Source organism: Devosia sp. YR412 (genome assembly GCF_900110945.1).
Taxonomy (GTDB): Bacteria; Pseudomonadota; Alphaproteobacteria; order Rhizobiales; family Devosiaceae; genus Devosia.
In genome coordinates this window covers 627,117-651,662 of record NZ_FOFL01000002.1, presented here as the reverse complement: position 1 = coordinate 651,662, position 24,546 = coordinate 627,117, and the positions used below count along the sequence as shown (strand labels likewise).

Here is a 24,546-nt window from a genome sequence, read left to right as displayed (position 1 = left end):
CCCTCCCCCTTTGTGGGGAGGGTGGCCGCCGAAGGCGGTCGGGTGGGGTATTCTTCCTTACTGCGCCCCACCGGTCTTTGCCGCCTTCTCCGCATCCCACCACCAGATCGTCGGGAAGCCCGAGGAGAATTCCGGCAGCACTTCCGGCCGGCTGAAGCGGTCCCAGCGGGCGGTGCGGGAGTGGCGCAGAGTGTAGCCGGGCGCCACATAGTGGTGGTGCAGCAGCACGCGGTCGAGCGCCTTGACGGCAGCTTCCTGAGTGGCGCGGTCGTCGGCAGCGATCAGCTTTTCGATCAGGGCGTCGATCCCCGGATCGGCAATACCGGCATAGTTGCGCGAGCCTTCTTCCGTGGCGCTTTCCGAGCCGAAGAAGAAGCGCTGCTCATTGCCCGGCGACCACGACTGGGCCCATTGGGTATAGAGCATGTCATAGTCAAAGCTGCGGATGCGGTTGATATATTGCGGGCTGTCGACATTGCGGATGGTCGCCAGCACGCCGATGGTGCCGAGATTGGTAACGAGGTTCTGGAACACCGGCTCGAGCGAGGGCTGCTGGGTCAGGATTTCAATGGTCAGCTGCTGGCCATTGGCATCGACCAGCTGATTGCCATTGAGCGTATAGCCGGCTTCGGTGAGCAGCGAGAGCGCCTGGCGCAGGTTGCCGCGCAGCTTGCCGGCATCGCCATTGACCGGATTGACATAGGGTTCAGTGAAGACGCTGGGCGGGACCAGGTCCTTGACCGAATTGAGGATGTCCAGCTCCTCGCCCTCGGGCAGGCCGGAGGATTTGAAGGGCAGGCCGTAGAAGTAGCTGTCGATGCGCTCATACTGGCCATAGAACAGCGTCTTGTTCAGCGACTCGAAGTCGAAGGCCAAGTTGATCGCCTCGCGGACCCGCTCGTCCTGGAATTTCTCGCGGCGCAGGTTGGGGATGAAGCCGGTCATCAAGCCGCTGCCATTATAGTCCTGGGCGAATTCCTCCTGTACGACGCGGCCCTCGCGCACGGCGGGGAAGTCGAAGCCGGTGGCCCAGCGGCGGGCGGTATATTCGCTCCAATAGTCGAACTGGTCGCCCTTGAAGGCCTCGAACCACACCGTTTCGTCGAGGAAGCTCTCGATGCGGTATTCGTCGAAATTATTGCTGCCGACCTGGGTCGGCTGGTCCTTGCCCCAATAGTCTTCCACCCGCTTGTAGGTAATAGTGCGGCCGGCGTCGAAGCTGTCGAGTTCATAGGGACCTGAGCCGAGCGGTGGCTCGAGGGTGGATTCAGCGATATTGCGTTTCTTGCCGCTGGCGTCCTCGCCCTCCCACCAATGCTGGGGCAGCACCATGACCTGACCGAGGATCAGCGGCAGTTCGCGATTGCCGGTCTGGTCGAAAGTGAAGGTCACTTCGCCCGGCGCCGTGACCTCGGCCTTGGTCACATTATGATAATACTGGGCCTGGTCGGGATTGATTTCCACCGCCGTGTTGAAGCTCCAGACCACGTCCTCGGCGGTTACCGGCTCGCCATCATGCCACTTCGCAGCGGGGTTCATGCGGAAGGTCACCGAGCCATAGTCGGGGCCGATCTTGAGCGCCTCTGCGAGCGAGCCGTAATAGACGCTCTGCTCGTCCAGCGAGGGGGTGAGCAGCGTCTCGTAAAGCAAGCCGATGCCGCTCGCCGGATCACCCTTGGGCAGGATGGGGTTGAAGGTGTCGAAACCGCCCATCGTCCCCATGCGCACGGTGCCCGCCTTGGGCGCGTCGACATTGACATAGTCGAAGTGGGTGAAGTCGGGGCCGTATTTGGGCTGACCCTCCATGGCAAAGGCATGGACCCATTCTCCAGGCTGAGTCTGGGCGAAGGCCGGGGCCGACATGCCGAACAGCAGGGCAGCGGCGAGGAGGGGTGCGAATTTCATCGGACGGCTCCGGAATAATGGTTTGATGACAGCAGACTAGGCGCAAACGTCAAGGCGTGACAGGGGGCAACTGGGCGGATGCAATCACGTCGGTGTTGAATGCCGCCGCCATCAGGGCCTTGGTATAATCCGACTGCGGCGCGGCAAAGATATCCTTGGCGGCGCCCTGTTCGACGATCTTGCCATTGCGCATGACGATGAGCTGGTTGGCCAGCGCGCGCACAACCTTCAGGTCATGCGAAATGAACAGGTAGGTCAGCCCGCGCCTTTGCTGAATGTCGCGCAACAGGTCCACCACTTGCGCCTGGATCGACACGTCCAGCGCCGAGGTCGGCTCGTCCAGTACGACGAATTTTGGCTCCAGCACCATGGCCCGGGCGATGGCGATGCGTTGGCGCTGGCCACCGGAGAATTCATGCGGATAGCGGAAGCGGCTGGCCGGGGGCAGGCCGACTTCTTCCAGCGCCTTGACCACGCGGTCGTCGCGCTCGGCCGCCGTCAGGCGCGGCATGTGCACCGCAAGGCCCTCGCCGATGATCTGGTCGACCGAAAGACGTGGGCTCAGCGAGCCATAGGGGTCCTGGAAGACGATCTGCATGTCGGCCCGCAGCGGCCGCATGGCTTTCCACGAGCGCGATTGCACAGCATTGCCGAGCACGACGATCTTGCCATCGGACGGGATCAACCGCAGCACCGCATAGCCCAGGGTCGACTTGCCCGAACCGCTTTCACCCACCACGCCCAGGGTCTCGCCGCGGCGAATGGAGAGGTCCACGCCATCGACGGCCTTGATATGCCCCACCGTGCGGCGCAGCAGGCCGCGCTTGATCGGGAACCAGACCTTGAGGTCGGCAACATCGACAATGCTGGCGGCGGCTGGATCAGAGGCCGGCGGGCTGCCCTTGGGCTCGGCCGCCAGCAAGTGGCTGGTATAGGCGTGCTGTGGATTGGCGAAAACGGTCTCAACCTTGCCAGTCTCCACGATCTCGCCCTTGGTCATGACGCAGACCCGGTCGGCGATCTTTTTGACCACGCCGAGGTCATGGGTAATGAACAGCATGGCCATGCCCAGCCGGCCCTGCAACTCCTTGAGCAGCGTCAGGATCTGCGCCTGCACGGTGACATCGAGCGCCGTGGTCGGTTCGTCGGCGATGAGAAGATCCGGCTCATTGGCCAAAGCCATGGCGATCATCACGCGCTGGCGCTGCCCGCCCGACAGCTGATGCGGATAGGCGGCCAATCGGCTCGCCGGATCGGGAATACCCACGGCATCGAGCAGTTCCAGCGTCCGTTTCCGCGCTGCCGTGGCGCGCAACCCGCGATGGATCGCCAGCACCTCGCCGATCTGCTTTTCCACCGTGTGGACCGGATTGAGCGAACTCATCGGCTCCTGGAAAATCATCGAAATGTCATTGCCGCGCACGGCGCGCAGTTCCGCCGGCGGCGCGGTGACGAGGTCCTGGCCCTTGAACAGGATTCGCCCGGAGAGCTTCGCGGACGGTGGCAGGAGTTTCAGCACCGACAGCGCCGTCACCGACTTGCCCGAACCGCTTTCACCCACCAAAGCCACGGTCTCGCCCGGCGCGATATCAAAGGAAATCTTCCGCGTCGCCTCATTGGCGCCGAAGGCAATGGTCAGGTCGCGGATGGAGAGGAGGGGGGTGGTCAAGGTTGTTGCCAATGCACTAGTGCTTCCAGCACGTCGCTGGTGGGGCGGATGGTTTCGACGCTTTCGCCTACACGACGTTGGCTATCCTCGTAGATATCAACGCGATACGAGTTCCGAATGGCTGTATCTGCGGTCAGAATGTGCGAGCAGCGTTTGGCCAGAGCGGTCGCAATATGGATCGCATCAGGCAATTTCAGGCTCGTGTGCTGGCTTCGTAAATTTGCAGCGCCCCAAAGGATATTGCGACTAACCGGCGCTACCTCCAGCCATGGGCTCGTGGTCAGGACGTTTTCTATACCGAAAAGGTTCATTCCCGCGCGCATGGGATGAACGAGAACCTCAGCGAAACTGAGTTCGCTGGTGACGTAAGGTGGGTTGGGCTGCTCGACCACAGCGTCGACGACACCTGACAGTTTCCGGGCAAGGTCGTGGTTCGAGTCGTGACCCAGGAAAGCGATCAAAATATTGCTGTCTAGGTATACCCTCCGGAATGCCACCTAGCTATCCCACTCGTCCCGTAGTTGACGAACCTCCGCGACAATATCTTCCATGCTGCGGCCCTTATCAGTACGGCCAGCATGCAATTTGCGAATATAGTCCGCGGTCTCCGGTCCAGTCATGGGACTGGCCGGTGGGGCGAAAGAAACCTCGTCATCGACTGCAACTTCGACAGTGACAAATGTCGCGTTGGGAAATTCAGCCCGCAAATCTTCGGGCAGCTTCTCGACCGGATAGTGTTCGCGTACGACCTTGTTCATCTCGGCACTCCTTCCGCCGGTATCATAGCACATTTCATGCCAGCGACTTCCGGGGATCAAACGCGTCGCGCACCGCCTCGCCGATGAAGACCAGCAGGGTCATCATGATGGCGATGGTGAAAAAGCCGGTGAGGCCGAGCCAGGGGGCTTCGAGGTTGTTCTTGCCCTGGGCCAGCAGTTCGCCCAGCGAGGGCGAGCCGGGGGGCAGGCCGAAGCCGAGCAGGTCGAGCGAGGTCAGCGTCACCACCGAGCCGGAGAGGATGAAGGGCATGAAGGTCAGCGTCGCCACCATGGCATTGGGCAGCAGATGCCGCAGCATGATGGTCAGGTTGGAGACGCCCAGCGCGCGGGCGGCGGCGATATATTCGAAATTGCGGCCGCGCAAAAATTCGGCGCGGACGATGCCGACCAGCGAGACCCAGGAAAACAGCAGCAAGATGCCGAGCAGCACCCAGAAACTGGGGGTGATGACCGAGGAGATGATCAGCAGCAGGTAGAGCGCCGGAATGGAGGTCCAGATTTCGATGACGCGCTGGAAGATCAGGTCGGTCCAGCCGCCGAAATAGCCCTGCACGGCGCCGGCGAAGACACCGATCACCGAGGAGATCACGGTCAGCGTCAGCCCAAACAGGATGGAAATGCGGAAGCCATAAAGCAGGCGGGCCAGCACGTCGCGGCCGCTGTCGTCCGTGCCCAGCCAATGGAAATTGCCCCAGTGGCAATTGGGATCGGCTTCTCCGAGTGGATAGCCGGCGCAGTTTTCGGCCTGGGTCATGGTCCAGCTGGGTGGACTGGCGCCGGACTTGGGCAGGAAAGTATCGACGGTCTGGTAGTTAAAGCGCACCGGCGGCCAGATCATCCAGCCATTGGCGGCGATTTCCTGGGCATTGAACTCGTCGCGATAATTGGTGACGGCGAGGAAGCCGCCGAATTTGGATTCGGGGTAATCGACAAAGGCCGGAAACAGCAGTTCGCCCTTGTAGGAGGCGATGATCGGCCGATCATTGGCGAGAAATTCCGAGCCCAGCGTGGCGACAAACAGCGCGAGGAAAATCCACAAGGACCAGTAGCCACGGCGATTGGCGCGGAAATTGTCGAGCCGGCGCTGGCTCAGCGGGCTGAGGTACTTGTTTAGGGGCGCTTCGAGAATGGCCGCCTGTTCCGACATTTCGCTCATACTTCGCGGCTTTCAAAATCGAGCCGCGGATCGACCCACATATAGGCCAAGTCGGAAATCAGCGCGATGACGAGGCCGAGCAGGCTGAAGATATAGAGCGTGGCAAAGACTACCGGATAGTCTCGACTTGCCACCGACTGGAAGCCGAGCAGACCCAGGCCATCGAGCGAGAAGATGGTTTCGATCAAGAGCGACCCGCCAAAAAAGGCGCCGACGAAGGCTCCGGGGAAGCTGGCGATGATCAGCATCATGGCGTTGCGGAAGACGTGGCGATAGAGCACCTGATTTTCCGTCAGCCCCTTGGCACGGGCCGTGGTGACATATTGCTTGCCGATTTCGTCGATGAACGAATTCTTGGTCAGCAGCGTCGTGGTGGCAAAGGCGCCCAGGCCCATTGCCACGATGGGCAGCACCAGATGCCAGAAATAGTCGAGCACCTGCCGCCACCAGGGGAAGCTGTCGAAGCCGGGCGAGGTGAGGCCGCGGAGGGGGAAGATCGACCAGAAACTGCCGCCGGCAAACAGGATGATGAGCGCGATGGCGATCAGGAAGCCGGGAATGGCATAGCCGATGATGACAATGGTCGAGGTCCAGACGTCAAAACGCGAGCCGTCTGTCACGGCCTTCTTGATGCCGAGGGGGATGGAAACGCCATAGGCGATCAGCGTCATCCAGAGGCCGAGCGAGATGGAGACCGGCATTTTCTCGACGATCAGTTCGATCACCGAGGCATCGCGATAATAGCTGTCGCCGAAATCGAAGCGCAGGTAGTTCCACAGCATCATGCCGAAGCGTTCGAGCGGTGGCTTGTCGAAGCCGAACTGTTTTTCGATGCGCTCCACCAGTTCGGGCGGCAGGCCCTGGCTGCCACGATAGCCGCCATTGGCGCCGGCCTGGCGGGGCGGGGGCGTTTGGCCGGCCAGATCGCCACCACCACCGCCGCTGATGCGTTCGGTCATCGACACATTCTGGCCGCTGAGATTGGCCAGCGCCTGCTCGACGGGGCCGCCCGGAGCGAACTGCGTGATAACAAAGGATATGGCCATGATGCCGAACACGGTCGGGATCATCAGCAGGATGCGGCGAAGGATATAGGCGCCCATCGGGTCTCCGGCCGGCGGTTACATGTCGAGTTCAGCGCCTGCGCGGAACGGCTGGCAAATCACCAAGCGGTGAGAACCCCTTGGCGCCAAGTGCAACATCTTCGTGACGGCTTTGCAAGACGCGCTATAGCCGGAGCGCCCTGCAGCAGCGAGAAATGTGCCGCAACTCTTGCCCGGCTGACCGATGCAGGTCAGGATTGCGCCAACACAGGAGCCCTCATGGCCTACGAAATCATTGCCCAAGCCAAGAATGCTTCCATGGCCCGGGCGCTCGAAGTGGCCTTGCGGGCCTATGGCTTTCATCCACTCGAACAGGGCGAGGGCGGGTTGCCGGGCATGCCGAATCTGTTCGGGCCGGAGGGCGTTCCGGTGCAGGTGCCGGAAGAAGAAGCCGCCGATGCAACTGTTCTGGCTGCCGAGCTGTTGAAGGAAATGGCAGCCACCGATCAATAAAGAGCCATATTCATATGCCTTTGGATTGTTGCGGACCGGGCGGTTGAACGTCAGCATGGCATTGGCTATAAGCCAGCCAAGCTGTTAACCTTTATTAAGCCCTAGGGCAGGAGCGAACCCATGACGGTTTGGATGCGCGGATCGTCCGCATTAGGCGTGGCGGCACTGGCCGTTGTGCTGGCAGCGTGCCAGTCGACCGGTTCCAATACGGCCAATCTCAACACGATCGGCGCGCCGGCGCAGTTGCAGCCGGTGCAGACGTCGACGGTGCAGCAGGGCACCCTGCCGGCCATCGGTGCGACCGGCACCCCGGCGCCAGGCCTGTCAGGCCAGCCCGTTCTGGGCGGCATGCCGACCCAGACCGCCATGGTCAATCCGGGCATGACCTCGCCCGGCATGACCGGCTATCCGGCAACCACGACGCCAATGGCGCCGAACGGTTCGATCGTTTCGCTGAACCAGCCGATGGCGACTGGAGTCAGCAGCGGTCCGGAAGGCGTGTGGAACGTGACGGCCGGCGCTGCGACCTGCAATATCAACCTGCCGCTGACCGCCAAGACCGGCACCAGCTATTACCGCGCTTCGGCCCCGGGCTGCGCTGTGCCGCAGATCGCTTCGGTGACCGGCTGGCAGCAGGTCGGCAGTCAGCTGCAGCTCTATGATGACAACGGCAATATCGCTGCTTTCCTCGCGCCGAGCAGCGGCCGCTATATCGGCACCATCTCGGGTGGCCAGGCCATCTCGATGTCCCGCTAAGGGTTTTCGGTGAAGCCGGCCTGCAAATGGCCGGCTTCTGCGCTTCCGGTGCTCACGTACTGATGTACGCTCCGCTCCGGTGCTTGAATCCGACCATTTTCGACTCGGCTTGACCGAAAACACACCGAGTTCAGCCAAGTGTCAGTGGCGACTGCCCCATCCAATAGCTCCGGTCCCGTCACCGCCGCCTATGCCGATCTGGCTAGGCGCGGCGTGCTCACGGCTGATCTGGCGCAGCGCGAGGCCGCGGGCCTGCTGGACCAGGTGCTGGCTGGCGTTGTCGCCGAACAGCCCAAGGGCTTCTTCGGCAAGCTGTTCGACAGGCCCGAGCCGGTGCGCGGACTGTATCTCCATGGCGAGGTCGGGCGTGGCAAGACCATGCTGATGGACTTGTTCTTTGCGGCCGTGCCGATCAGGCAAAAGCGGCGCGTGCATTTCCATGAGTTCATGGACGAGATCCATGCCGGCATGGCGGCGTTCCGCAAGAGCGCCAAGGGCAAGGATGCCGATCCTGTCGAAGCCGTGGTCAGGCCGATCCTGCGCTCCGGGCTGCGGCTGCTCTGCCTCGATGAATTCCATGTGCATGACATTACCAATGCCATGCTGCTGTATCGGCTGTTCGAAAAGCTCTTCGCCCACGGCGTGACGCTGGTCGCCACCTCCAATGTGGTGCCGGATGAGCTTTACAAGGACGGGCTCAACCGCCAGCTGTTCCTGCCGTTTATCGAACTGCTCAAGCAGCATTGCATCGTCGCGTCGCTGCATGCCGAGCGCGATTATCGGCGGATGAAATTTGCCGGCCAGAATGTCTATGCCTTTGGCACTGGTCCCGCCGTGCGCGCCGAAATGGATGCGCTTTGGCTGCGCATTACCGGCGGCGTCGCGGGCGAACCGGGCGTGGTGGAAAGCATCGGCCGCGAGATTGCGGTCCCGGCGATTGCCATGGGCGCGGCGCGGTTCGGCTTTGCCGATCTGTGTGAAAAGCCGCTCGGTTCGCGCGACTTCGTGCGCATCGCACATGTGTTCGATGCCATGGTTCTCGACGACGTGCCACAGATGGACCGCACCAAATCCGATGCGGCCAAGCGCTTCATCCTGCTCGTCGACAATCTCTACGATCGGGGCGTCAAGCTGGGCGCCAGTTTTGCAGTGCCGCTCGAGCAATTGGGCAAGGACGAGCGGACCGCCTTCGAATTCCAGCGCACCATCTCCCGGCTGGATGAGATGCAGTCGGAAGAATACCTCGCCAAAGGTCTTCGGGAGGCATCGACCAGCGAGGGATGAATGGCCAGGACGGTCAAGCTGACGACGATCGACCTGTGGTCGCAAATCAATGGCGGGCAGCAACTCAATGCCGAGGATCAGGCGGCGCGACACTCCGGTACGCTCCAGATCGGCAAGCAATATAGCCCGCCGGAAAGCCTGGTTCTGGGTCAGAGCCATCGTGACGAGGTCTTCGCGTTCTGCGGGATCAAGCCCAAAAAGCTTATCTGGCATCAGCGCAGCTCCGACCATTTTCCCGATGCCGAAAACTGGCCCTATGCCCAGTTTGAGCAGCTGTATCTGTACTTCGACGCGGAAGCGCGTTGGCAGGGATTGAACTGGCACCCGGACGTCGCTTCCGCTCTGATATCGTGGGGTGCGCTGGGGGAGCATGAGCCCGCAGAGGAAGACGATGTCGTTGCCGGGCGTCTCCGGCTGTTGCTCAATGGCGTGGGGATGAGAGGCTATGTGGCCATGCCCAATTTCATCGGCATGCTTTCGGAGCGCGGCCTGCGCTTCACGCTCCAGGCAATGGGGTATGACAAATGGCTGAGGTTCGAGGCGCCGGGCAAGACGGGCACAATCGAGGCGACATTCAATCTCCAGGTGTTCAAGGCGAAATATGAAAGCCGCTTCGAGATCGATTATTTCCTGACCTCGGTGACCATCCTGTCGCATGACTTCTGGACAGCAGTGTCCGGCGCCGAAGCAAGACATGAGTGAAATCGGGATGGCTCTCGATTTCTGGCTGCGGTAACATCCGCAGGCCCATCAGCGGACGGCGCAGGTGGATTACTTCCTGACGCGGCTGACCCTCAATCGTCCGACGCCAGCGTCGCGCTGATCGGCCCGGTTGCCGCATCGGCATGCCCCCTTCGTTCATCGGCAAGGGCTAAAGACCATTTACGACGAAGGGTTCACTTGCCCCACATGGCCGGTAGGGTTAAGACGTGCGCCAATTCAACGCAGTCTGGGATGGACGACGAATGGCGCGCAAAAAGATCGCTCTTATCGGCTCGGGACAGATCGGCGGCACGCTCGCCCTTCTTGCAGCGCAGAAGGAACTCGGCGACGTGGTCCTGTTCGACGTTGCAGAGGGCATCGGCCCCGGCAAGGCGCTCGATATCGCCCAGTCTGCACCGAGCCAGGGTTTCGACGCCGCCATGAAGGGCACGTCGGAATACAAGGACATCGAAGGCTCCGACGTGGTGATCGTCACCGCCGGCGTGCCGCGCAAGCCCGGCATGAGCCGAGATGACCTGCTCGAAATCAACCTCAAGGTGATGGAACAGGTCGGCGCTGGCATTGCCAAGTATGCCCCCAACGCTTTCGTCATCTGCATCACCAACCCGCTCGATGCCATGGTCTGGGCGCTGCAGAAGTTCTCAGGCCTGCCCACCAGCAAGGTGATCGGCATGGCCGGCGTGCTCGATAGCTCGCGCTTCGTGCATTTCATCGCCGACGAGCTCAAGGTTTCCGTCGAAGACGTCTCGGCCTTCGTGCTGGGCGGCCATGGCGACACCATGGTGCCGCTGACCCGCTATTCCACCGTTGCCGGCATTCCGCTGACCGACATCGTCAAGATGGGCTGGCTCACCAAGGAACGCCTCGAGGAGATCGTGCAGCGCACCCGTGATGGCGGCGCCGAGATCGTCGGCCTGCTCAAGACCGGTTCGGCCTTCTATGCTCCAGCGGCTTCCGCCATTGCCATGGCCGAGAGCTATCTCAAGGACAAGAAGCGCGTGCTGCCGTCGGCTGCCTATCTCGATGGCCAGTATGGCGTCAAAGGCACTTACGTTGGCGTGCCCGTGGTGATCGGTGCCGGTGGCGCCGAAAAGATCGTCGAAATCTCGCTGAACTCCGCCGAGCAGAAGGCTTTCGACAAGTCGGTCGCCTCGGTCGAAGGCCTAATCGAAGCTTGCAAGAAAATCCAGCCTAAACTCGCCTAGCCGATCCGATGTCATCCCCGCGCCAGCGGGGATGACCGCTTCAGCCCATCGGCGCGTTGAGGTCACCCTGCGCCGCTACCCATCCAAGGGGATATCAAATGAACATCCATGAACATCAGGCCAAAGAGCTGCTGAAGGGCTATGGCGCACCGGTTGCTGCCGGCGTCGCGATCTTCTCGGCCGACGAAGCCGAAGCTGCCGCCAAGTCGCTGCCGGGCCCGCTCTATGTGGTCAAGTCGCAGATTCATGCCGGCGGTCGCGGCAAGGGCAAGTTCAAGGAACTGGGTCCTGATGCCAAGGGCGGCGTGCGCCTGGCCAAGACCATTGAAGACGTGGTCGCCTTCTCCAAGGAAATGCTCGGCAATACCCTCGTGACCAAGCAGACCGGCGATGCCGGCAAGCAGGTCAACCGCCTCTATATCGAAGACGGCGCCGATATCGCCCGCGAGCTCTATACCTCGCTGCTGGTCGATCGCTCCACCGGCCGCGTTTCCTTCGTCATCTCGACCGAAGGCGGCATGGACATCGAAGCCGTTGCCCATGATACCCCGGAAAAGATCGTCGCCGTCGATATCGACCCGACTGCCGGCGTGACCGAAGCCAATATTGCCGAGATCGTTGCAACGCTGCAGCTCGATGGCGATGCCAAGGCTGACGCGGCCAAGCTGTTCCCTATCCTTTACAAGGCCTTTGTCGAAACCGACATGAGCCTGCTCGAAGTCAACCCGCTGATCGTCATGACCGACGGTCACCTGCGCGTGCTCGATGCCAAGGTGAGCTTCGACAATAACGCCGCCTTCCGCCACGAAGAGCTCAAGCCCTTGCGCGATCTCTCCGAAGAAGACGCCAAGGAAATCGAAGCCTCCAAGTTCGACCTCGCCTATGTTGCCCTCGACGGCAATATCGGCTGCATGGTGAACGGCGCGGGCCTGGCCATGTCGACCATGGACATCATCAAGCTCTATGGCGCCGAGCCGGCAAACTTTCTGGATGTTGGCGGCGGTGCTTCCAAGGAGAAGGTGACGGCAGCGTTCAAGATCATCACTGCCGATCCGGCGGTGAAGGGCATTCTGGTCAACATCTTCGGCGGCATCATGCGCTGCGACGTCATTGCCGAGGGCGTGATCGCCGCGGTCAAGGAAGTCGGCCTCGATGTGCCGCTGGTGGTTCGCCTCGAAGGCACCAATGTCAAGGAAGGCAAGGCCATCCTCGACCAGTCGGGCCTCAATGTGATCTCGGCCGACGATCTCGACGACGCCGCACAGAAAATCGTGAAAGCCGTGCAGGGCTAAGCAAGCCGCCCTCGCCATTTTCATTGTCCGCGCCCAGGCGCTGGATGCCGGCGCAAGCCGGACCAAAACGGAAGCACAAGTCGATGTCGATCCTCGTCAATAAAGACACCAAGGTTCTCGTGCAGGGCCTCACCGGCAAGACCGGTACATTCCATACCGAACAGGCCCTGGCTTATTACGGCACCAAGATGGTTGGCGGCGTGAACCCCAAGAAGGCCGGCGAAACCTGGACTTCGGGCGTTGACGCATCCGCCACGCTGCCGGTGTTCGCATCGGTTGCCGAAGGCAAGGAGCGCACCGGCGCCAATGCATCGGTGGTCTATGTGCCGCCTCCCGGCGCGGCTGCCGCCATCATCGAAGCGATCGACGCCGAGATCCCGCTGATCGTCTGCATCACCGAGGGCATTCCGGTGCTCGACATGGTGCGGGTCAAGGCGCGCCTTGCCAACAGCAAGTCGCGGCTTCTCGGTCCGAACTGCCCGGGCGTGCTGACGCCGGAAGAATGCAAGATCGGCATCATGCCGGGCTCGATCTTCTCCAAGGGTTCGGTGGGCATTGTTTCCCGCTCGGGCACGCTTACCTATGAAGCAGTGTTCCAGACCACCAATGAAGGCCTCGGCCAGTCGACCGCCGTCGGCATCGGTGGCGATCCGGTCAAGGGCACCGAATTCATCGACATGCTCGAAATGTTCCTCGCCGACGAAGCCACCAAGTCGATCATCATGATCGGTGAAATCGGTGGTTCGGCTGAAGAAGATGCCGCGCAGTTCCTGATCGACGAAGCCAAGCGCGGCCGCAAGAAGCCGATGGCTGGTTTCATCGCCGGTCTCACCGCTCCTCCGGGCCGCACCATGGGCCATGCTGGCGCCGTGATTTCGGGTGGCAAGGGCGGCGCAGAAGACAAGATCGCCGCGATGGAAGCCGCCGGCATTCGCATGAGCAAGTCGCCGGCCCGTATCGGCCGCACGCTTGCTGAAGTGCTTAAAGGCTAGTCTGGGATTTGATCTGTCGCCTCCCTTGCAAAGAGGGGGGCGGCGTCACGAATGCGACCGATGTCGGTCGCGCTTCGGACACAGAATGGTGTTACGCCAAGACTGTGTCCAAGACGATAAACTTGAATTGAGCCACAACCCTGCTCAGGGGTTGTTACACTTAACAGGATACTAAGGATAAGCGGTCAGTATCCGACACGAAATTAGGGACCGCATGGACCGGCTTTGCCGGTTGTTGAGAAGGATGGCGGGGCGTGGGCCTCGCACATAAAAGCGATGACACGACAGGAAAAGAACGACACGTTCTTGCTGACTTCGTTCCTCTATGGTGGGAACGCCGACTATATCGAGCAGCTGTATTCCCGCTACAAGACAGACCCTGCCAGTGTCGATGAGACCTGGAAGAGCTTCTTCTCCAAGCTCGACGATGGCGAGGGTGTCGCCCAGCAAAATGCCGAAGGTCCAAGCTGGACCCGCAAGGACTGGCCGCAGAGCGCCAATGGCGAACTGGTCTCGGCCCTTGACGGCAATTGGGGCGAGATCGCCATCAAGACCGAAAAGGCCATCGCCAAGAAGGCCGAGGCCATGGGTGTCGCCAAGTCGTCGGTAGCCGACGTCTTGCAGGCCACGCGCGATTCGATTCGCGCCATCATGATGATCCGCGCCTATCGCATGCGCGGTCATCTGCATGCCGATCTTGACCCGCTCAAGATGAAGGAAGACGAGCCGGCTCCCGAGCTCGATCCGACGAGCTATGGCTTCACCGAAGCCGACTATAGCCGCAAGATCTTCGTCGACGGCTATCTCGGCCTCGAATATGCGACCATTCCGGAAATGCTGGCCATCCTGCAGCGCACCTATTGCGGCACGATGGGCATCGAATTCATGCATATCTCCGATCCTGAAGCCAAGCAGTGGATCCAGGAACGCATCGAAGGTCCGGACAAGGAAATCACCTTCACGGCCGAAGGCAAGAAGGCGATCCTCTCCAAGCTGATCGAGGCCGAAGGCTTCGAGAAGTTCATCGACGTCAAGTATACCGGCACCAAGCGCTTCGGCCTTGATGGCAGTGAATCGACTATTCCGGCGCTCGAGCAGATCATCAAGCGCGGCGGTGCCATGGGCATCAAGGATATCGTTTTGGGCATGGCCCACCGCGGTCGCCTCAACGTTTTGACCCAGGTCATGCAAAAGCCGCATCGCGCGCTGTTCCATGAGTTCAAGGGCGGCGCTTTCTACCCCGACGACGTCGAGGGTTCGGGCGACGTGAAGTACCACCTCGGTGCCTCGTCGGACCGCGAATTTGACGGCAACAAGGTGCATCTGTCGCTGACCGCCAACCCCTCCCACCTCGAGATCGTCGATCCCGTGGTGCTGGGCAAGTCGCGCGCCAAGCAGGACCAGCATATTTCGCCCGATGGCAAGCTGGTCAATATCGCGACGGACGGCAAGCCCGACCGCTCGATGGTGCTGCCGCTCTTGATCCATGGCGATGCGGCCTTTGCCGGGCAGGGCGTCATCGCCGAATGCCTCGGTCTTTCCGGCCTCAAGGGTCACCGCACGGGTGGTTCGATCCACTTCGTCATCAACAACCAGATCGGCTTCACCACCAGCCCGATGTATTCGCGCTCGTCCCCATATCCGACCGATGTGGCCAAGATGATCGAAGCACCGGTGCTGCATGTGAATGGCGACGATCCGGAAGCCGTGGTGTTTGCCGCCAAGGTCGCCGTCGAATATCGCCAGAAGTTCGGCAAGCCTGTCGTCATCGACATGTTCTGCTATCGCCGCTTCGGCCATAACGAAGGCGACGAGCCCAGCTTCACCCAGCCGCTGATGTATTCGCGCATCCGCGCCCACAAGACGACGCTGGAGATCTATTCGGAAAAGCTGATTGCCGAAGGCAATATCAGCGCTGCCGAAGTCGACCAGATGAAGGCCGATTGGCGCGCCAAGCTCGAAGCCGAATTCGAGGCCGGCCAAGACTATCGCCCCAACAAGGCCGACTGGCTGGATGGCGCCTGGAAGGACTTCAAGCCGGCTGACCAGGAAGGTCCGCGTCGCGGCAATACTGGCGTCGAGATCGATGAGCTGGCCAAGATCGGAACGGCCCTGACGCGTATCCCGGAAGGCTTCAACGTCCACAAGACGGTCAAGCGCTTCATGGACAACCGTCTGGCCGCCATCGAATCCGGCGAAGGCGTGGACTGGGCGACGGCCGAAGCCCTGGCCTTTGGTACGCTGGTGACCCAAGGTCATCCGGTGCGCCTCAGCGGCCAGGACGTCGAGCGTGGTACTTTCAGCCAGCGTCACTCGGTGCTCAACGACCAGCAGGTCGACAACAAGAGCTATACGCCGCTCAACAACCTGAGCGACGACCAGAGCCGCTATGAGGTCATCAACTCGATGCTCTCCGAAGAGGCTGTGCTCGGTTTCGAGTATGGCTACTCGCTGGCGGAGCCCAAGGCCCTGACCATCTGGGAAGCCCAGTTCGGCGATTTCGTGAATGGTGCGCAGGTCGTCATCGATCAGTTCATCTCGTCGGGCGAGCGCAAGTGGTTCCGCATGTCGGGCCTCGTGATGCTCCTGCCGCATGGCTATGAAGGGCAGGGCCCGGAGCATTCCTCCGCACGTCCAGAGCGCTTCCTCCAGCTCTGCGCCGAAGACAATATGCAGGTCGCCAACTGCACCACCCCGGCCAATTACTTCCACGCCCTGCGCCGCCAGGTGCAGCGTGACTTCCGCAAGCCTTTGATCCTGATGACGCCCAAGAGCCTGCTGCGCCACAAGCGTGCCACCTCGGGGCTGGTCGAAATGGGTCCGGATAGCTGCTTCCACCGTCTCCTCTGGGACGATGCCGAGGCACCGGGCGCACCCAAGACCACCACCAAGCTCGTGGCCGACGAAAAGATCCGTCGCGTCGTGCTCTGCACCGGCAAGGTCTATTACGACCTGCTCGAAGATCGCGAGAAGAAGGGCATCGACGATGTCTATCTGCTGCGCATCGAACAGCTCTATCCGTTCCCGGCCAAGGCGCTGCTCGACGAGCTCAACCGGTTCAAGAATGCCGAAGTGATCTGGTGCCAGGAAGAACCCAAGAATATGGGTGCCTGGGCCTTCATTCAGCCCTATGTTGAATGGGTCTTCGACCAGATGGGCCGCACCGGCCAGCGCGTCCGCTATACCGGCCGCCCGGCGTCTGCCTCCACTGCTACGGGTCTGATGCGGACCCATCTCGCTCAACTGCAGGCCTTCCTCGACGAAGCCCTCGGCAGCTAAAAGGACAAGAAAATGTCGACTGAAATCCGCGTCCCCACCCTTGGCGAAAGCGTCACCGAGGCCACCATCGGCCAGTGGTTCAAGAAGGTCGGGGACACCGTTTCCGCCGATGAGCCCATCGTCGAGCTCGAAACCGACAAGGTCACCATCGAAGTGCCGGCTCCCGCTGGCGGCGTGCTTGAAGCCATTGCTGCCCAGCCGGGCGAGACGGTGGACGTTGGCGCCCTGCTCGGTGCCATCGCTGCTGCAGGCGCTGCCGCTTCGGCCGCCCCTGCTGCCGCGCCGACCCCGGCCAAGGCTGAAGTGCCGGCTGCCAATGCGGCTGGTCCCGAGCCGGTCAAGCCCGCTGCAACCGATCGCGCTCCGGCGCCGTCGGCGCAGAAGCTGATCAACGAGAATGGCCTAGATGCAGGCACGCTGGGTGGTTCGGGCAAGCATGGCCAGGTGCTCAAGGAAGACGTGCTGGCCGCTCTGGCCAAGCCGGCTCCCGCTGCCGCCCCGGCTGCTGCCGAAGCCCCCAAGGCTCCCGCTGCACCGCGCGCTCCGGTTTCCGCCGACGATGCGTCGCGCGAAGAGCGGGTCAAGATGACCCGCCTGCGCCAGACCATTGCCCGTCGCCTTAAGGATGCGCAGAACACCGCCGCCATGCTGACCACTTTCAACGAAGTGGACATGAAGCCGGTGATGGACCTGCGCAATTCCTACAAGGAGCTGTTCGAGAAGAAGCATGGCGTCAAGCTCGGCTTCATGGGCTTCTTCACCAAGGCTGTCGTGCACGCCCTCAAGGAAATCCCGGCCGTCAATGCCGAGATCGATGGCGATGAGCTGATCTACAAGCAGTATGCGCACATTGGCGTCGCTGTCGGCACCGACAAGGGCCTCGTGGTGCCGGTCGTGCGCAATGCAGACCAGATGTCGATTGCCGATATCGAAAAGTCGATCAATGGTCTCGGCAAGAAGGCCCGCGACGGTCAGCTGTCGATGGCCGACATGCAGGGCGGCACCTTCACCATCTCCAATGGTGGTGTCTATGGCTCGCTGATGTCGACGCCTATCCTCAACGCGCCGCAGTCCGGTATTCTGGGCATGCACAAGATCCAGGAACGCCCGGTCGCCATTGGCGGTCAGGTCGTCATCCGCCCGATGATGTACCTCGCGCTCTCCTATGATCACCGCATCGTTGACGGCAAGGAAGCCGTGACCTTCCTGGTCCGCGTCAAGGAAAGCCTTGAAGCACCGGAGCGCCTGGTGCTCGACCTCTAAGAAGCCGCATTACCGATGCATACGAGGGCTCGCCAGTGGCGGGCCCTTTTCGTTTCGCGTTGGCTGTGAATTGGTGACGGGTTGGTGAACTCGATGCTAGCAGTCTGTTAACGAATTCAGGGCTTATGCGGTGTCTGGTCGGGCAGGCGTTCTGCCCCAATTTTCGGAGTTTTGTCGTCTTGCGTTTCCCCATCCTACTTGCAGCGGCATGGCTGATTGTATCTCTCCCCGCCAGCGCACAGGATGCTTCCGACCCCGAACTAATCGGCGAGCTGATGGCTTTTCATGGCTCCAAAGTCATCGTTTCGGCCATGACCACGCATTGCTACGAGACCACCGGGCTCGACGCCGCCTACAAAACTGCCAATGATAACTGGTACTTGCGCAATATCGGCTTCCTCGACCTGGCCGATCGCGTCATCGCGCGGCTGGGCGGCGCCGCAGCCGGCGAAAAGCAGGCGGCCGAGAATTACGGCGGCAGCCAGATCATGAGCGCCTATAACCAGGCCGAGGACAAGGACACCTTCTGCCGGGCCTTTCTCGAGCAGGTGCAGAGCGGCGCCCTCGATATCGACAAGCAACTCCCTGCTGCGCTTCAAAAAGCCCAGGATATCGCGTCGCAATAGCGCGATATCCCCTTGGCGTCCCAGCTGTGTATCCTGCTGTCCGTGACACTGACGCGTTGCCCCGACTCCGAGGCTCGTGTAACGGATAGTCCCGACAAAGCGGCGGTGTACCGATGAGTTTTCCCTGGCTTGAATTTGCCGGCCTGATGCTGGCCTTCGGCATCAATGCGGTGATCCCCGGCGCCGATTTCGCCATGGTGCTGCGCCAGTCGATCGCCCATGACCGCCGCGCTGCGCTTTTCACCTCGGCCGGTATTGCTACCTCCATCCTGGTCCATGGCAGCTACACGCTGCTCGGGCTTGGGGTGATCGTTGGCAATTCACTGATGCTGTTCAATATTCTAAAATGGGCCGGGGCCGCCTACCTGGTCTGGCTGGCGATTGCCGCGCTGCGCAGCCCGCCGCCGCAGCCCCCGGCCGAGAGCGATCTGGCCGGGGCCAGGCGCGGTGATTTCGCCGCTTTTGCGCTGGGCTTTCTGACCAATCTGCTCAATCCCAAGGCCGTACTGTTCTTCCTCGCGCTGTTCACCACGCTGGTTTCGGTGCGTACCGGAAATGACATCAAGGTCATTTATGTTGGCTGCATGAGCCTAATGCTTTTTGCCTGGTTCGCATTGGTCTCGGTTTTCTTTACGACAGCCTCTGTTCGGCAAGGCTTTTTCCGCTTTGGCCGGTGGTTTAATCGAGTCACCGGCATTACATTCATCCTGCTGGCCGTGCGTGTCGCACTGGCGCAGCAGCACTAACCTTCTTCGGGGCAAAAAATGGCAGACGCGTACGATCTCACCATCATCGGCTCGGGTCCGGGCGGCTATGTTGCCGCGATCCGTGCAGCACAGCTGGGGATGAAGGTCGCGGTTGTCGAAAAATGGGCCACCCATGGCGGCACCTGCCTCAACATCGGCTGCATTCCGTCCAAGGCGCTGCTGCATGCTTCCGAGCTGTTCGAAGAGGCCGGCCATGGCTTCAAGGCCCTGGGCATCGACATTCCGGCGCCGGTGCTGAACCTGCCGCAGATGATGAACCACAAGACCGAGGTCGTAGCCGGTAATGTCGGCGGCGTCGATTATCTGTTCAAGAAGAACAAGATCACCCCGATCCGCGGCATTGGCACCATCGTGGCGCCGGGCAAGGTTCTGGTGACGCCGCAGTCGGGCGCCGCCACGGAAATCGAAACCAAGAATATCGTCATCGCCACCGGTTCGGTCTCGGCCAACCTGCCGGGCATCGAAATCGACGAGAAGACCATCGTCACCTCGACCGGCGCGCTGTCGCTAGAGAAGGTGCCGAACCGGCTGCTGGTGATTGGCGCCGGCGTCATCGGCCTCGAGCTGGGCTCGGTCTGGGCGCGTCTCGGCGCCAAGGTCACCGTGGTCGAATATCTCGACCGCATCCTGCCGGGCATGGATAGCGAAGTGGCGCGTCAGTTCCAGCGCATGTTGCAGAAGCAGGGCATGGAGTTCAAGCTGTCGAGCAAGGTTGCCGGCATCGACAAGCAGGACGATGGCTCGCTCAAGCTTCGCGTCGAGCCCGCCAAGGGCGGCGACATGGAAATCATCGATGCCGACGTGGCGCTGGTCGCCATCGGCCGCAAGCCCTTCACCGAAGGGCTGGGCCTCGACATTGTCGGCGTGGCGCTGGATGAGCGCGGCCGCGTCCGCGTCGACCAGCACTACAAGACGTCGGTCGACGGCATTTATGCCATTGGCGACGTGATTGCCGGCCCGATGCTGGCGCACAAGGCTGAAGACGAGGGCATTGCCGTCGCCGAAATCCTCAATGGCCAGGCTGGCCATGTGAACTATGCGGTCATCCCGGCCGTGGTTTACACCAATCCGGAAATCGCTTCGGTCGGCAAGACCGAGGACGAGCTCAAAGCCGATGGCGTCGAATACAAGATCGGCAAGTTCCCCTTCACGGCCAATGGCCGCGCCAAGGCGATGCTGGCAACGCAGGGCTTTGTCAAGATCCTCAGCGACGTTAACACCGACCGCGTTCTGGGTGCGCATATCGTGGGCAAGAATGCCGGCGAGATGATCCACGAGCTGGTCGTGCTGATGGAATTCTCCGGCTCTTCGGAAGATCTGGCGCGTTCCACCCATGCCCATCCGACCCTCTCAGAAGCCGTGCGCGAAGCCGCGCTCTCGCTGGGCGACGGTGCGATCCACATCTAAACTACTGTCAAATAACGAATTTATTGCAAACACCGCTGGCTCTGCCGGCGGTGTTTTTGTTTGTACTAAAGTCATCATACAACCTGTTGCCTATTGTATGTTGACTTGTGTTTTGTTCTTCCATACCAGTTTCAACACCAAGACATCGCCAAGTCCAGAGGAGGATGGCAAGTCTTGAGCGGCATGGGTGGGGAGCCTGATGCCGTTATCGACACCGGTTGCCAACGGCGCGGAGGACGAGCCGGACCGGTGTCACTTTGGGAGGACACCAATGTTTCATCTGCCTAAACTGGCGGCGACCGCGCTTGTCGCTGCATCCCTGATGGTTTCGACCGCCAGCGCCCAGACCGTGCTGCGCTCATCCGATACCCATCCCGATGGCTATCCGACCGTCGAGGCGGTCAAGCATTTCGGCGAATTGCTCAGCGAAAAGACCGATGGCCGCTATTCGGTCGAAGTGTTCCACTCCGCCCAGCTCGGTGAGGAGAAAGACACGATCGAGCAGACGCAGTTCGGCGTGATCGATCTCAACCGCATTTCGATCGGCGCCTTCGGTACCCAGGTGCCGGAAGCCACGGTCACCCAGCTGCCCTATATCTTCCGCTCGGCCGACCATTTCCACGCCGTGCTGGATGGTCCGATCGGCGAGGAAATTCTGGCCGCATTCGACAAGGTCGACGTGGTGGCGCTGGCCTTCTACGACGGTGGCGCGCGCTCGTTCTACAATAGCGGCAAGCCGATCAATTCCCCGGCTGATCTGGCCGGCATGAAGCTGCGCGTCATGCAGTCCGACATTTTCGTCGACATGGTCGCGGCGCTGGGCGGCAACGCCACGCCTATGCCCTATGGCGAAGTCTATTCGGGCATCCAGACCGGCGTCATCGACGGCGCCGAGAACAACTACCCGAGCTATGACACCGCCGGTCATGCCGAAGTTGCCAAGTATTACTCGCTCGACGAACACCTGATGGTGCCGGAAGTGCTGGTGATCTCCAAGGTCGTCTGGGACGGGCTGACGCCGGAAGACCAGGCTCTGTTCCGCGAAGCCGCCAAGGAATCCGTCGCCAAGCAGCGCGAGCTGTGGTCGGCCAAGGAAGTGGAATCCAAGGCGGCTGTCGAGGCGCTCGGCGCTACGATCAACGAAGTCGACAAGCAGCCCTTCATCGACGCCATGGGCCCGGTCTACGACAAGTATGTCACCGACGCCGCACTGAAGGACTTGGTTGCCCGCATTCAGGCTACTGAAGGCTAAGGCTTTAGCCAAAGGCGGGTCGGCACCTGTGCCGGCCCGTTTGCGTGCGGGGAGGGGATTATCGTGAAAGACAGGCTCATGCCGATCAGCCGTGCGCTGGGGCAGCTTTCCAATGCCGTGCTGTGGCTGGCTGGGATCGGGTTGGTGACGATGACTGCCATCGTTGCCTATCAGGTCTTCATGCGCTTCGTGATCAATGCCTCGCCCGCCTGGACCGAGGCCGGTTCGATCATGATCATGACCTGGTTCATTTTTCTCGGCGCCGCCGTCGGTGTGCGCGAGAATTTCCACATGGGCTTTGACGTGCTGCTCTATGTGCTGCCGCCCAGCGCCAAGCCGTGGCTGCGGGCGATCAGCGATCTCTGCGTCTTCGCCTTTGCCTTCGGCATGGTGTTTTTCGGCGGCGAGCTGGTCATCCGCTACTGGTCGACCCGCATTCCCGTGCTCGGCCTGCCAACCGCCTTCACCTATTTCCCCATCGTGATCTCGGGCTTTCTGATGTGCCTGTTCTCGCTGGAGCGCCTGCTGCTGCGCGCGGCGGGCGAGCCGGTCGATGACCTGCCCACCGATCCGACGATCACCGAGGCCTGAGACCTATGGAATATTGGATCCTCTTCGGCGTCTTCACCGTGCTGATGGTCATCGGCACGCCGATCGCCTTCTGCCTCGGCATCGCCAGCTTTGCCACCATCGTCTATCTGGGCCGTCCGGCCGTGGTGGTGTTCCAGCAGCTCAATTCGGGCGTTTCGGCCTTTTCGCTGCTGGCCATTCCCTTCTTCATCTTTGCCGGCGACCTGATGATGCGCGGCGGCATTGCGGCGCGGATCATCTCATTTGCCGGCTCGCTGATCGGCCATGTGCGCGGCGGGCTGGGGCAGGTGAACATCGCAGCCTCGACGCTGTTTGGCGGCATTTCCGGCTCGGCGGTGGCCGAAGCGGCAGCGGTCGGCGGTATCATGATCCCGCAGATGAAGGCGCGCGGCTATGGCGCCGATTATGCGGTGAACGTCACCTCGATGGCGGCGCTGATCGCACTGCTGCTGCCGCCCAGCCACAATATGATCATCTATTCACTGTCCGGCGGTGGCAATATTTCCATCGCCGACCTGTTCACCGCCGGCATCATTCCCGGCCTGCTGCTGGCCGCTGTGCTCAGCGTCACGGCCTATATCGTTGCGGTGAAACGCGGCTATCCGACCGAGCCCTTTCCGGGCTTTCGCAAGGCCGGCTATTATTTCCTGGTCTCCATTCCCGGCCTGATGCTGATCGTCATCATCTTCGGCGGCGTGCGCTCGGGCATTTTTACTGCCACGGAAAGCTCATGCATCGCCGTGCTTTACGCGCTGCTGGTGACGCTCCTGGTCTATCGCTCGCTGAGCTGGGGCGAGTTTGCCCATTCGGTGCTGGGCGCGGTGCGGACCACGGCCATGGTGCTGTTCATCATCGGCGCTGCTGCGAGCTTTGGCTGGCTGATGGCCTATCTCAAGGTCGCCACCATCCTCACCGCCGGCATGGCGGCGATCTCCAGCGATCCACTGCTGGTGCTGCTGATGATCAATGTGCTGCTGCTGCTGCTCGGCACCTTCATGGATATGGGGCCGCTGATCATCATCACCACGCCGATCTTTTTGCCGATGGTCAAAGCCTTTGGCGTCGATCCGGTGCATTTCGGCGTCATCATGATCCTCAACCTCGGCATTGGCCTCAACACGCCGCCGCTCGGGCCGGTGCAGTTCGTCGCTGCCGCCGTGGGCAAGATCACGGTGATGCAGGCGATGAAGAGCATCTGGCCCTTCTATCTGGCCGGTCTGATCGTTCTGGGGCTGGTCACCTATATTCCGGCCCTGTCACTATGGCTGCCAGCATTGTTCCGGGGTCAGTAATGTCGCTGCATGACGAAGCCTTTGCGGCGGCCCGCAAGCCCAAACTGGCGGATCTGGTGATCGGCACCCTGCGCAAGCGCATCCGCGCCGGCGAATACCGGGCCGGCGGCAAGCTGCCGACCGAGAGCCAGATGACCACGATTTTCGGCGTCAGCCGAACGGTGGTGCGCGAGGCGATTGCAGCGCTGGCGGCCGATGGATTGGTGCAGTCGCGGCAGGGCGCCGGGGTGTTTGTGGTCGGGAGCGCTGCTTCGCCCTTTAGCGAGATCGGGGCGGAGAAGAGCAACAAGATTTCGGTGGCCATCAATGTGCTCGAAGTGCGCATGGGCATCGAAATCGAGGCGGCGGGCCTTGCTGCCCAGCGCCGCAGCGCCAGCCAGGAGGCGGCGATTCAGGAGGCGTGGAACGAGTTCGAACGCCTGCTCAAGCTGGGCACGCCGACCGGCAAGACGGATTTCGCCATTCACCGGGCGATTGCGGCGGCGACCAACAATCCCTTCTATATCGAAGTGCTGGATGGGCTGGGCAGCCGCACCATTCCCTGCGACGTCGCCTCGCCCTGGGGCACGGAAAGCGTGCTGACCTTCGAATACCAAGCCGGCTTGCAACAGGAACACCTCAAGATCATCAAGGCCATTTCGGCCCAGGATGCCGATGCCGCGCGCGAGGCGATGCGGCAGCACCTGTCGCTGAGCCAGGAGCGCTATCGCAACCGGCTGCGCGAACAGACCCATTCCAACCAGGACTAGATT

At 61.4% G+C, this 24,546-nt stretch carries 22 protein-coding genes; 16 read left to right on the top strand and 6 right to left on the bottom strand.

Features of this window, described 5'->3' with window-relative positions:
• Positions 1–57: 57 nt before the first annotated feature.
• The 6 genes from BM045_RS09450 to BM045_RS09425 are packed head-to-tail and all read right to left on the bottom strand — an operon-like array spanning position 58 to position 6,612.
• Positions 58–1,905: an extracellular solute-binding protein gene (locus BM045_RS09450; protein WP_092182523.1), complete on the bottom strand. Its 1,848-nt coding sequence runs from the start codon at positions 1,903–1,905 to the stop codon at positions 58–60.
• Positions 1,906–1,954: 49 nt separating this feature from the next.
• A complete protein-coding gene (locus BM045_RS09445) occupies positions 1,955–3,574 on the bottom strand; it encodes an ABC transporter ATP-binding protein (protein ID WP_210184997.1) in 1,620 nt (539 codons plus the stop codon).
• Positions 3,571–4,071, bottom strand: a complete 501-nt coding sequence (locus BM045_RS09440) for a type II toxin-antitoxin system VapC family toxin (protein WP_092182519.1) — start codon at positions 4,069–4,071, stop codon at positions 3,571–3,573. The genes BM045_RS09445 and BM045_RS09440 overlap by 4 nt, the downstream gene beginning before the upstream one ends.
• On the bottom strand, positions 4,072–4,332 hold the full coding sequence (locus BM045_RS09435) for a hypothetical protein (protein WP_244522938.1): 261 nt from the start codon (positions 4,330–4,332) through the stop codon (positions 4,072–4,074).
• A gap of 34 nt (positions 4,333–4,366) precedes the next feature.
• Positions 4,367–5,509: an ABC transporter permease gene (locus tag BM045_RS09430; protein WP_092182515.1), complete on the bottom strand. Its 1,143-nt coding sequence runs from the start codon at positions 5,507–5,509 to the stop codon at positions 4,367–4,369.
• Complete coding sequence (locus BM045_RS09425; protein WP_092182513.1) at positions 5,506–6,612, bottom strand: microcin C ABC transporter permease YejB; 1,107 nt, start codon at positions 6,610–6,612, stop codon at positions 5,506–5,508. Before BM045_RS09425 ends, BM045_RS09430 begins: the two co-directional genes overlap by 4 nt.
• 219 nt (positions 6,613–6,831) lie before the next feature.
• On the opposite strand from BM045_RS09425, the gene BM045_RS09420 reads away from it, so the two are divergent.
• The 16 genes from BM045_RS09420 to BM045_RS09345 all read left to right on the top strand — a co-directional run bounded on the left by BM045_RS09420 (position 6,832) and on the right by BM045_RS09345 (position 24,543).
• Complete coding sequence (locus tag BM045_RS09420; RefSeq protein WP_092182511.1) at positions 6,832–7,065, top strand: hypothetical protein; 234 nt, start codon at positions 6,832–6,834, stop codon at positions 7,063–7,065.
• 120 nt (positions 7,066–7,185) lie between these two features.
• Complete coding sequence (locus BM045_RS09415) at positions 7,186–7,821, top strand: AprI/Inh family metalloprotease inhibitor (RefSeq protein WP_092182509.1); 636 nt, start codon at positions 7,186–7,188, stop codon at positions 7,819–7,821.
• Between the two features lie 138 nt (positions 7,822–7,959).
• A complete protein-coding gene (gene zapE, locus BM045_RS09410) occupies positions 7,960–9,105 on the top strand; it encodes a cell division protein ZapE (RefSeq protein ID WP_244522937.1) in 1,146 nt (381 codons plus the stop codon).
• Positions 9,106–9,807, top strand: a complete 702-nt coding sequence (locus tag BM045_RS09405; protein ID WP_092182506.1) for a hypothetical protein — start codon at positions 9,106–9,108, stop codon at positions 9,805–9,807.
• A gap of 263 nt (positions 9,808–10,070) precedes the next feature.
• The gene (gene mdh / locus BM045_RS09400; RefSeq protein WP_092182504.1) at positions 10,071–11,033 is read left to right on the top strand and encodes a malate dehydrogenase; all 963 of its coding nucleotides are present in this window, start codon (positions 10,071–10,073) and stop codon (positions 11,031–11,033) included.
• Positions 11,034–11,131: 98 nt separating this feature from the next.
• Entirely contained in the window at positions 11,132–12,325 is a 1,194-nt protein-coding gene (gene sucC, locus BM045_RS09395; protein WP_092182502.1) for an ADP-forming succinate--CoA ligase subunit beta, read from the top strand.
• An 83-nt stretch (positions 12,326–12,408) separates the two neighbouring features.
• A complete protein-coding gene (gene sucD, locus BM045_RS09390) occupies positions 12,409–13,317 on the top strand; it encodes a succinate--CoA ligase subunit alpha (protein WP_092183187.1) in 909 nt (302 codons plus the stop codon).
• Positions 13,318–13,593: 276 nt separating this feature from the next.
• Entirely contained in the window at positions 13,594–16,596 is a 3,003-nt protein-coding gene (locus BM045_RS09385; protein WP_092182500.1) for a 2-oxoglutarate dehydrogenase E1 component, read from the top strand.
• 12 nt (positions 16,597–16,608) lie between these two features.
• Complete coding sequence (odhB, locus tag BM045_RS09380) at positions 16,609–17,859, top strand: 2-oxoglutarate dehydrogenase complex dihydrolipoyllysine-residue succinyltransferase (RefSeq protein ID WP_092182498.1); 1,251 nt, start codon at positions 16,609–16,611, stop codon at positions 17,857–17,859.
• Between the two features lie 275 nt (positions 17,860–18,134).
• Positions 18,135–18,485, top strand: coding sequence for a hypothetical protein (locus tag BM045_RS09375; protein ID WP_092182496.1), 351 nt, complete (start codon positions 18,135–18,137; stop codon positions 18,483–18,485).
• A gap of 113 nt (positions 18,486–18,598) precedes the next feature.
• Complete coding sequence (locus BM045_RS09370) at positions 18,599–19,231, top strand: LysE family transporter (RefSeq protein ID WP_092182495.1); 633 nt, start codon at positions 18,599–18,601, stop codon at positions 19,229–19,231.
• Positions 19,232–19,249: 18 nt separating this feature from the next.
• Entirely contained in the window at positions 19,250–20,659 is a 1,410-nt protein-coding gene (gene lpdA / locus BM045_RS09365) for a dihydrolipoyl dehydrogenase (RefSeq protein ID WP_092182493.1), read from the top strand.
• A 271-nt stretch (positions 20,660–20,930) separates the two neighbouring features.
• Complete coding sequence (locus tag BM045_RS09360) at positions 20,931–21,911, top strand: TRAP transporter substrate-binding protein (protein WP_092182491.1); 981 nt, start codon at positions 20,931–20,933, stop codon at positions 21,909–21,911.
• A 78-nt stretch (positions 21,912–21,989) separates the two neighbouring features.
• Entirely contained in the window at positions 21,990–22,502 is a 513-nt protein-coding gene (locus BM045_RS09355; RefSeq protein WP_092182489.1) for a TRAP transporter small permease, read from the top strand.
• A 5-nt stretch (positions 22,503–22,507) separates the two neighbouring features.
• Positions 22,508–23,794 (top strand): TRAP transporter large permease, encoded by a 1,287-nt coding sequence (locus tag BM045_RS09350; protein ID WP_092182487.1) that lies wholly within the window; start codon positions 22,508–22,510, stop codon positions 23,792–23,794.
• Positions 23,794–24,543: a FadR/GntR family transcriptional regulator gene (locus tag BM045_RS09345; RefSeq protein WP_092182485.1), complete on the top strand. Its 750-nt coding sequence runs from the start codon at positions 23,794–23,796 to the stop codon at positions 24,541–24,543. The genes BM045_RS09350 and BM045_RS09345 overlap by 1 nt, the downstream gene beginning before the upstream one ends.
• Positions 24,544–24,546: the final 3 nt, after the last annotated feature.

Bases quoted from the DNA above. Each gene is read 5' to 3' on its own strand.
- BM045_RS09450 (WP_092182523.1), bottom strand. From the start codon at position 1,905: ATGAAATTCGCACCCCTCCTCGCCGCTGCCCTGCTGTTCGGCATGTCG.
- BM045_RS09435 (WP_244522938.1), bottom strand. From the start codon at position 4,332: ATGAACAAGGTCGTACGCGAACACTATCCGGTCGAGAAGCTGCCCGAA.
- BM045_RS09430 (WP_092182515.1), bottom strand. From the start codon at position 5,509: ATGAGCGAAATGTCGGAACAGGCGGCCATTCTCGAAGCGCCCCTAAAC.
- BM045_RS09425 (WP_092182513.1), bottom strand. From the start codon at position 6,612: ATGGGCGCCTATATCCTTCGCCGCATCCTGCTGATGATCCCGACCGTG.
- BM045_RS09420 (WP_092182511.1), top strand. From the start codon at position 6,832: ATGGCCTACGAAATCATTGCCCAAGCCAAGAATGCTTCCATGGCCCGG.
- BM045_RS09415 (WP_092182509.1), top strand. From the start codon at position 7,186: ATGACGGTTTGGATGCGCGGATCGTCCGCATTAGGCGTGGCGGCACTG.
- BM045_RS09405 (WP_092182506.1), top strand. From the start codon at position 9,106: ATGGCCAGGACGGTCAAGCTGACGACGATCGACCTGTGGTCGCAAATC.
- mdh (WP_092182504.1), top strand. From the start codon at position 10,071: ATGGCGCGCAAAAAGATCGCTCTTATCGGCTCGGGACAGATCGGCGGC.
- sucC (WP_092182502.1), top strand. From the start codon at position 11,132: ATGAACATCCATGAACATCAGGCCAAAGAGCTGCTGAAGGGCTATGGC.
- sucD (WP_092183187.1), top strand. From the start codon at position 12,409: ATGTCGATCCTCGTCAATAAAGACACCAAGGTTCTCGTGCAGGGCCTC.
- BM045_RS09385 (WP_092182500.1), top strand. From the start codon at position 13,594: ATGACACGACAGGAAAAGAACGACACGTTCTTGCTGACTTCGTTCCTC.
- odhB (WP_092182498.1), top strand. From the start codon at position 16,609: ATGTCGACTGAAATCCGCGTCCCCACCCTTGGCGAAAGCGTCACCGAG.
- BM045_RS09375 (WP_092182496.1), top strand. From the start codon at position 18,135: ATGGCTTTTCATGGCTCCAAAGTCATCGTTTCGGCCATGACCACGCAT.
- BM045_RS09370 (WP_092182495.1), top strand. From the start codon at position 18,599: ATGAGTTTTCCCTGGCTTGAATTTGCCGGCCTGATGCTGGCCTTCGGC.
- lpdA (WP_092182493.1), top strand. From the start codon at position 19,250: ATGGCAGACGCGTACGATCTCACCATCATCGGCTCGGGTCCGGGCGGC.
- BM045_RS09360 (WP_092182491.1), top strand. From the start codon at position 20,931: ATGTTTCATCTGCCTAAACTGGCGGCGACCGCGCTTGTCGCTGCATCC.
- BM045_RS09355 (WP_092182489.1), top strand. From the start codon at position 21,990: ATGCCGATCAGCCGTGCGCTGGGGCAGCTTTCCAATGCCGTGCTGTGG.
- BM045_RS09350 (WP_092182487.1), top strand. From the start codon at position 22,508: ATGGAATATTGGATCCTCTTCGGCGTCTTCACCGTGCTGATGGTCATC.
- BM045_RS09345 (WP_092182485.1), top strand. From the start codon at position 23,794: ATGTCGCTGCATGACGAAGCCTTTGCGGCGGCCCGCAAGCCCAAACTG.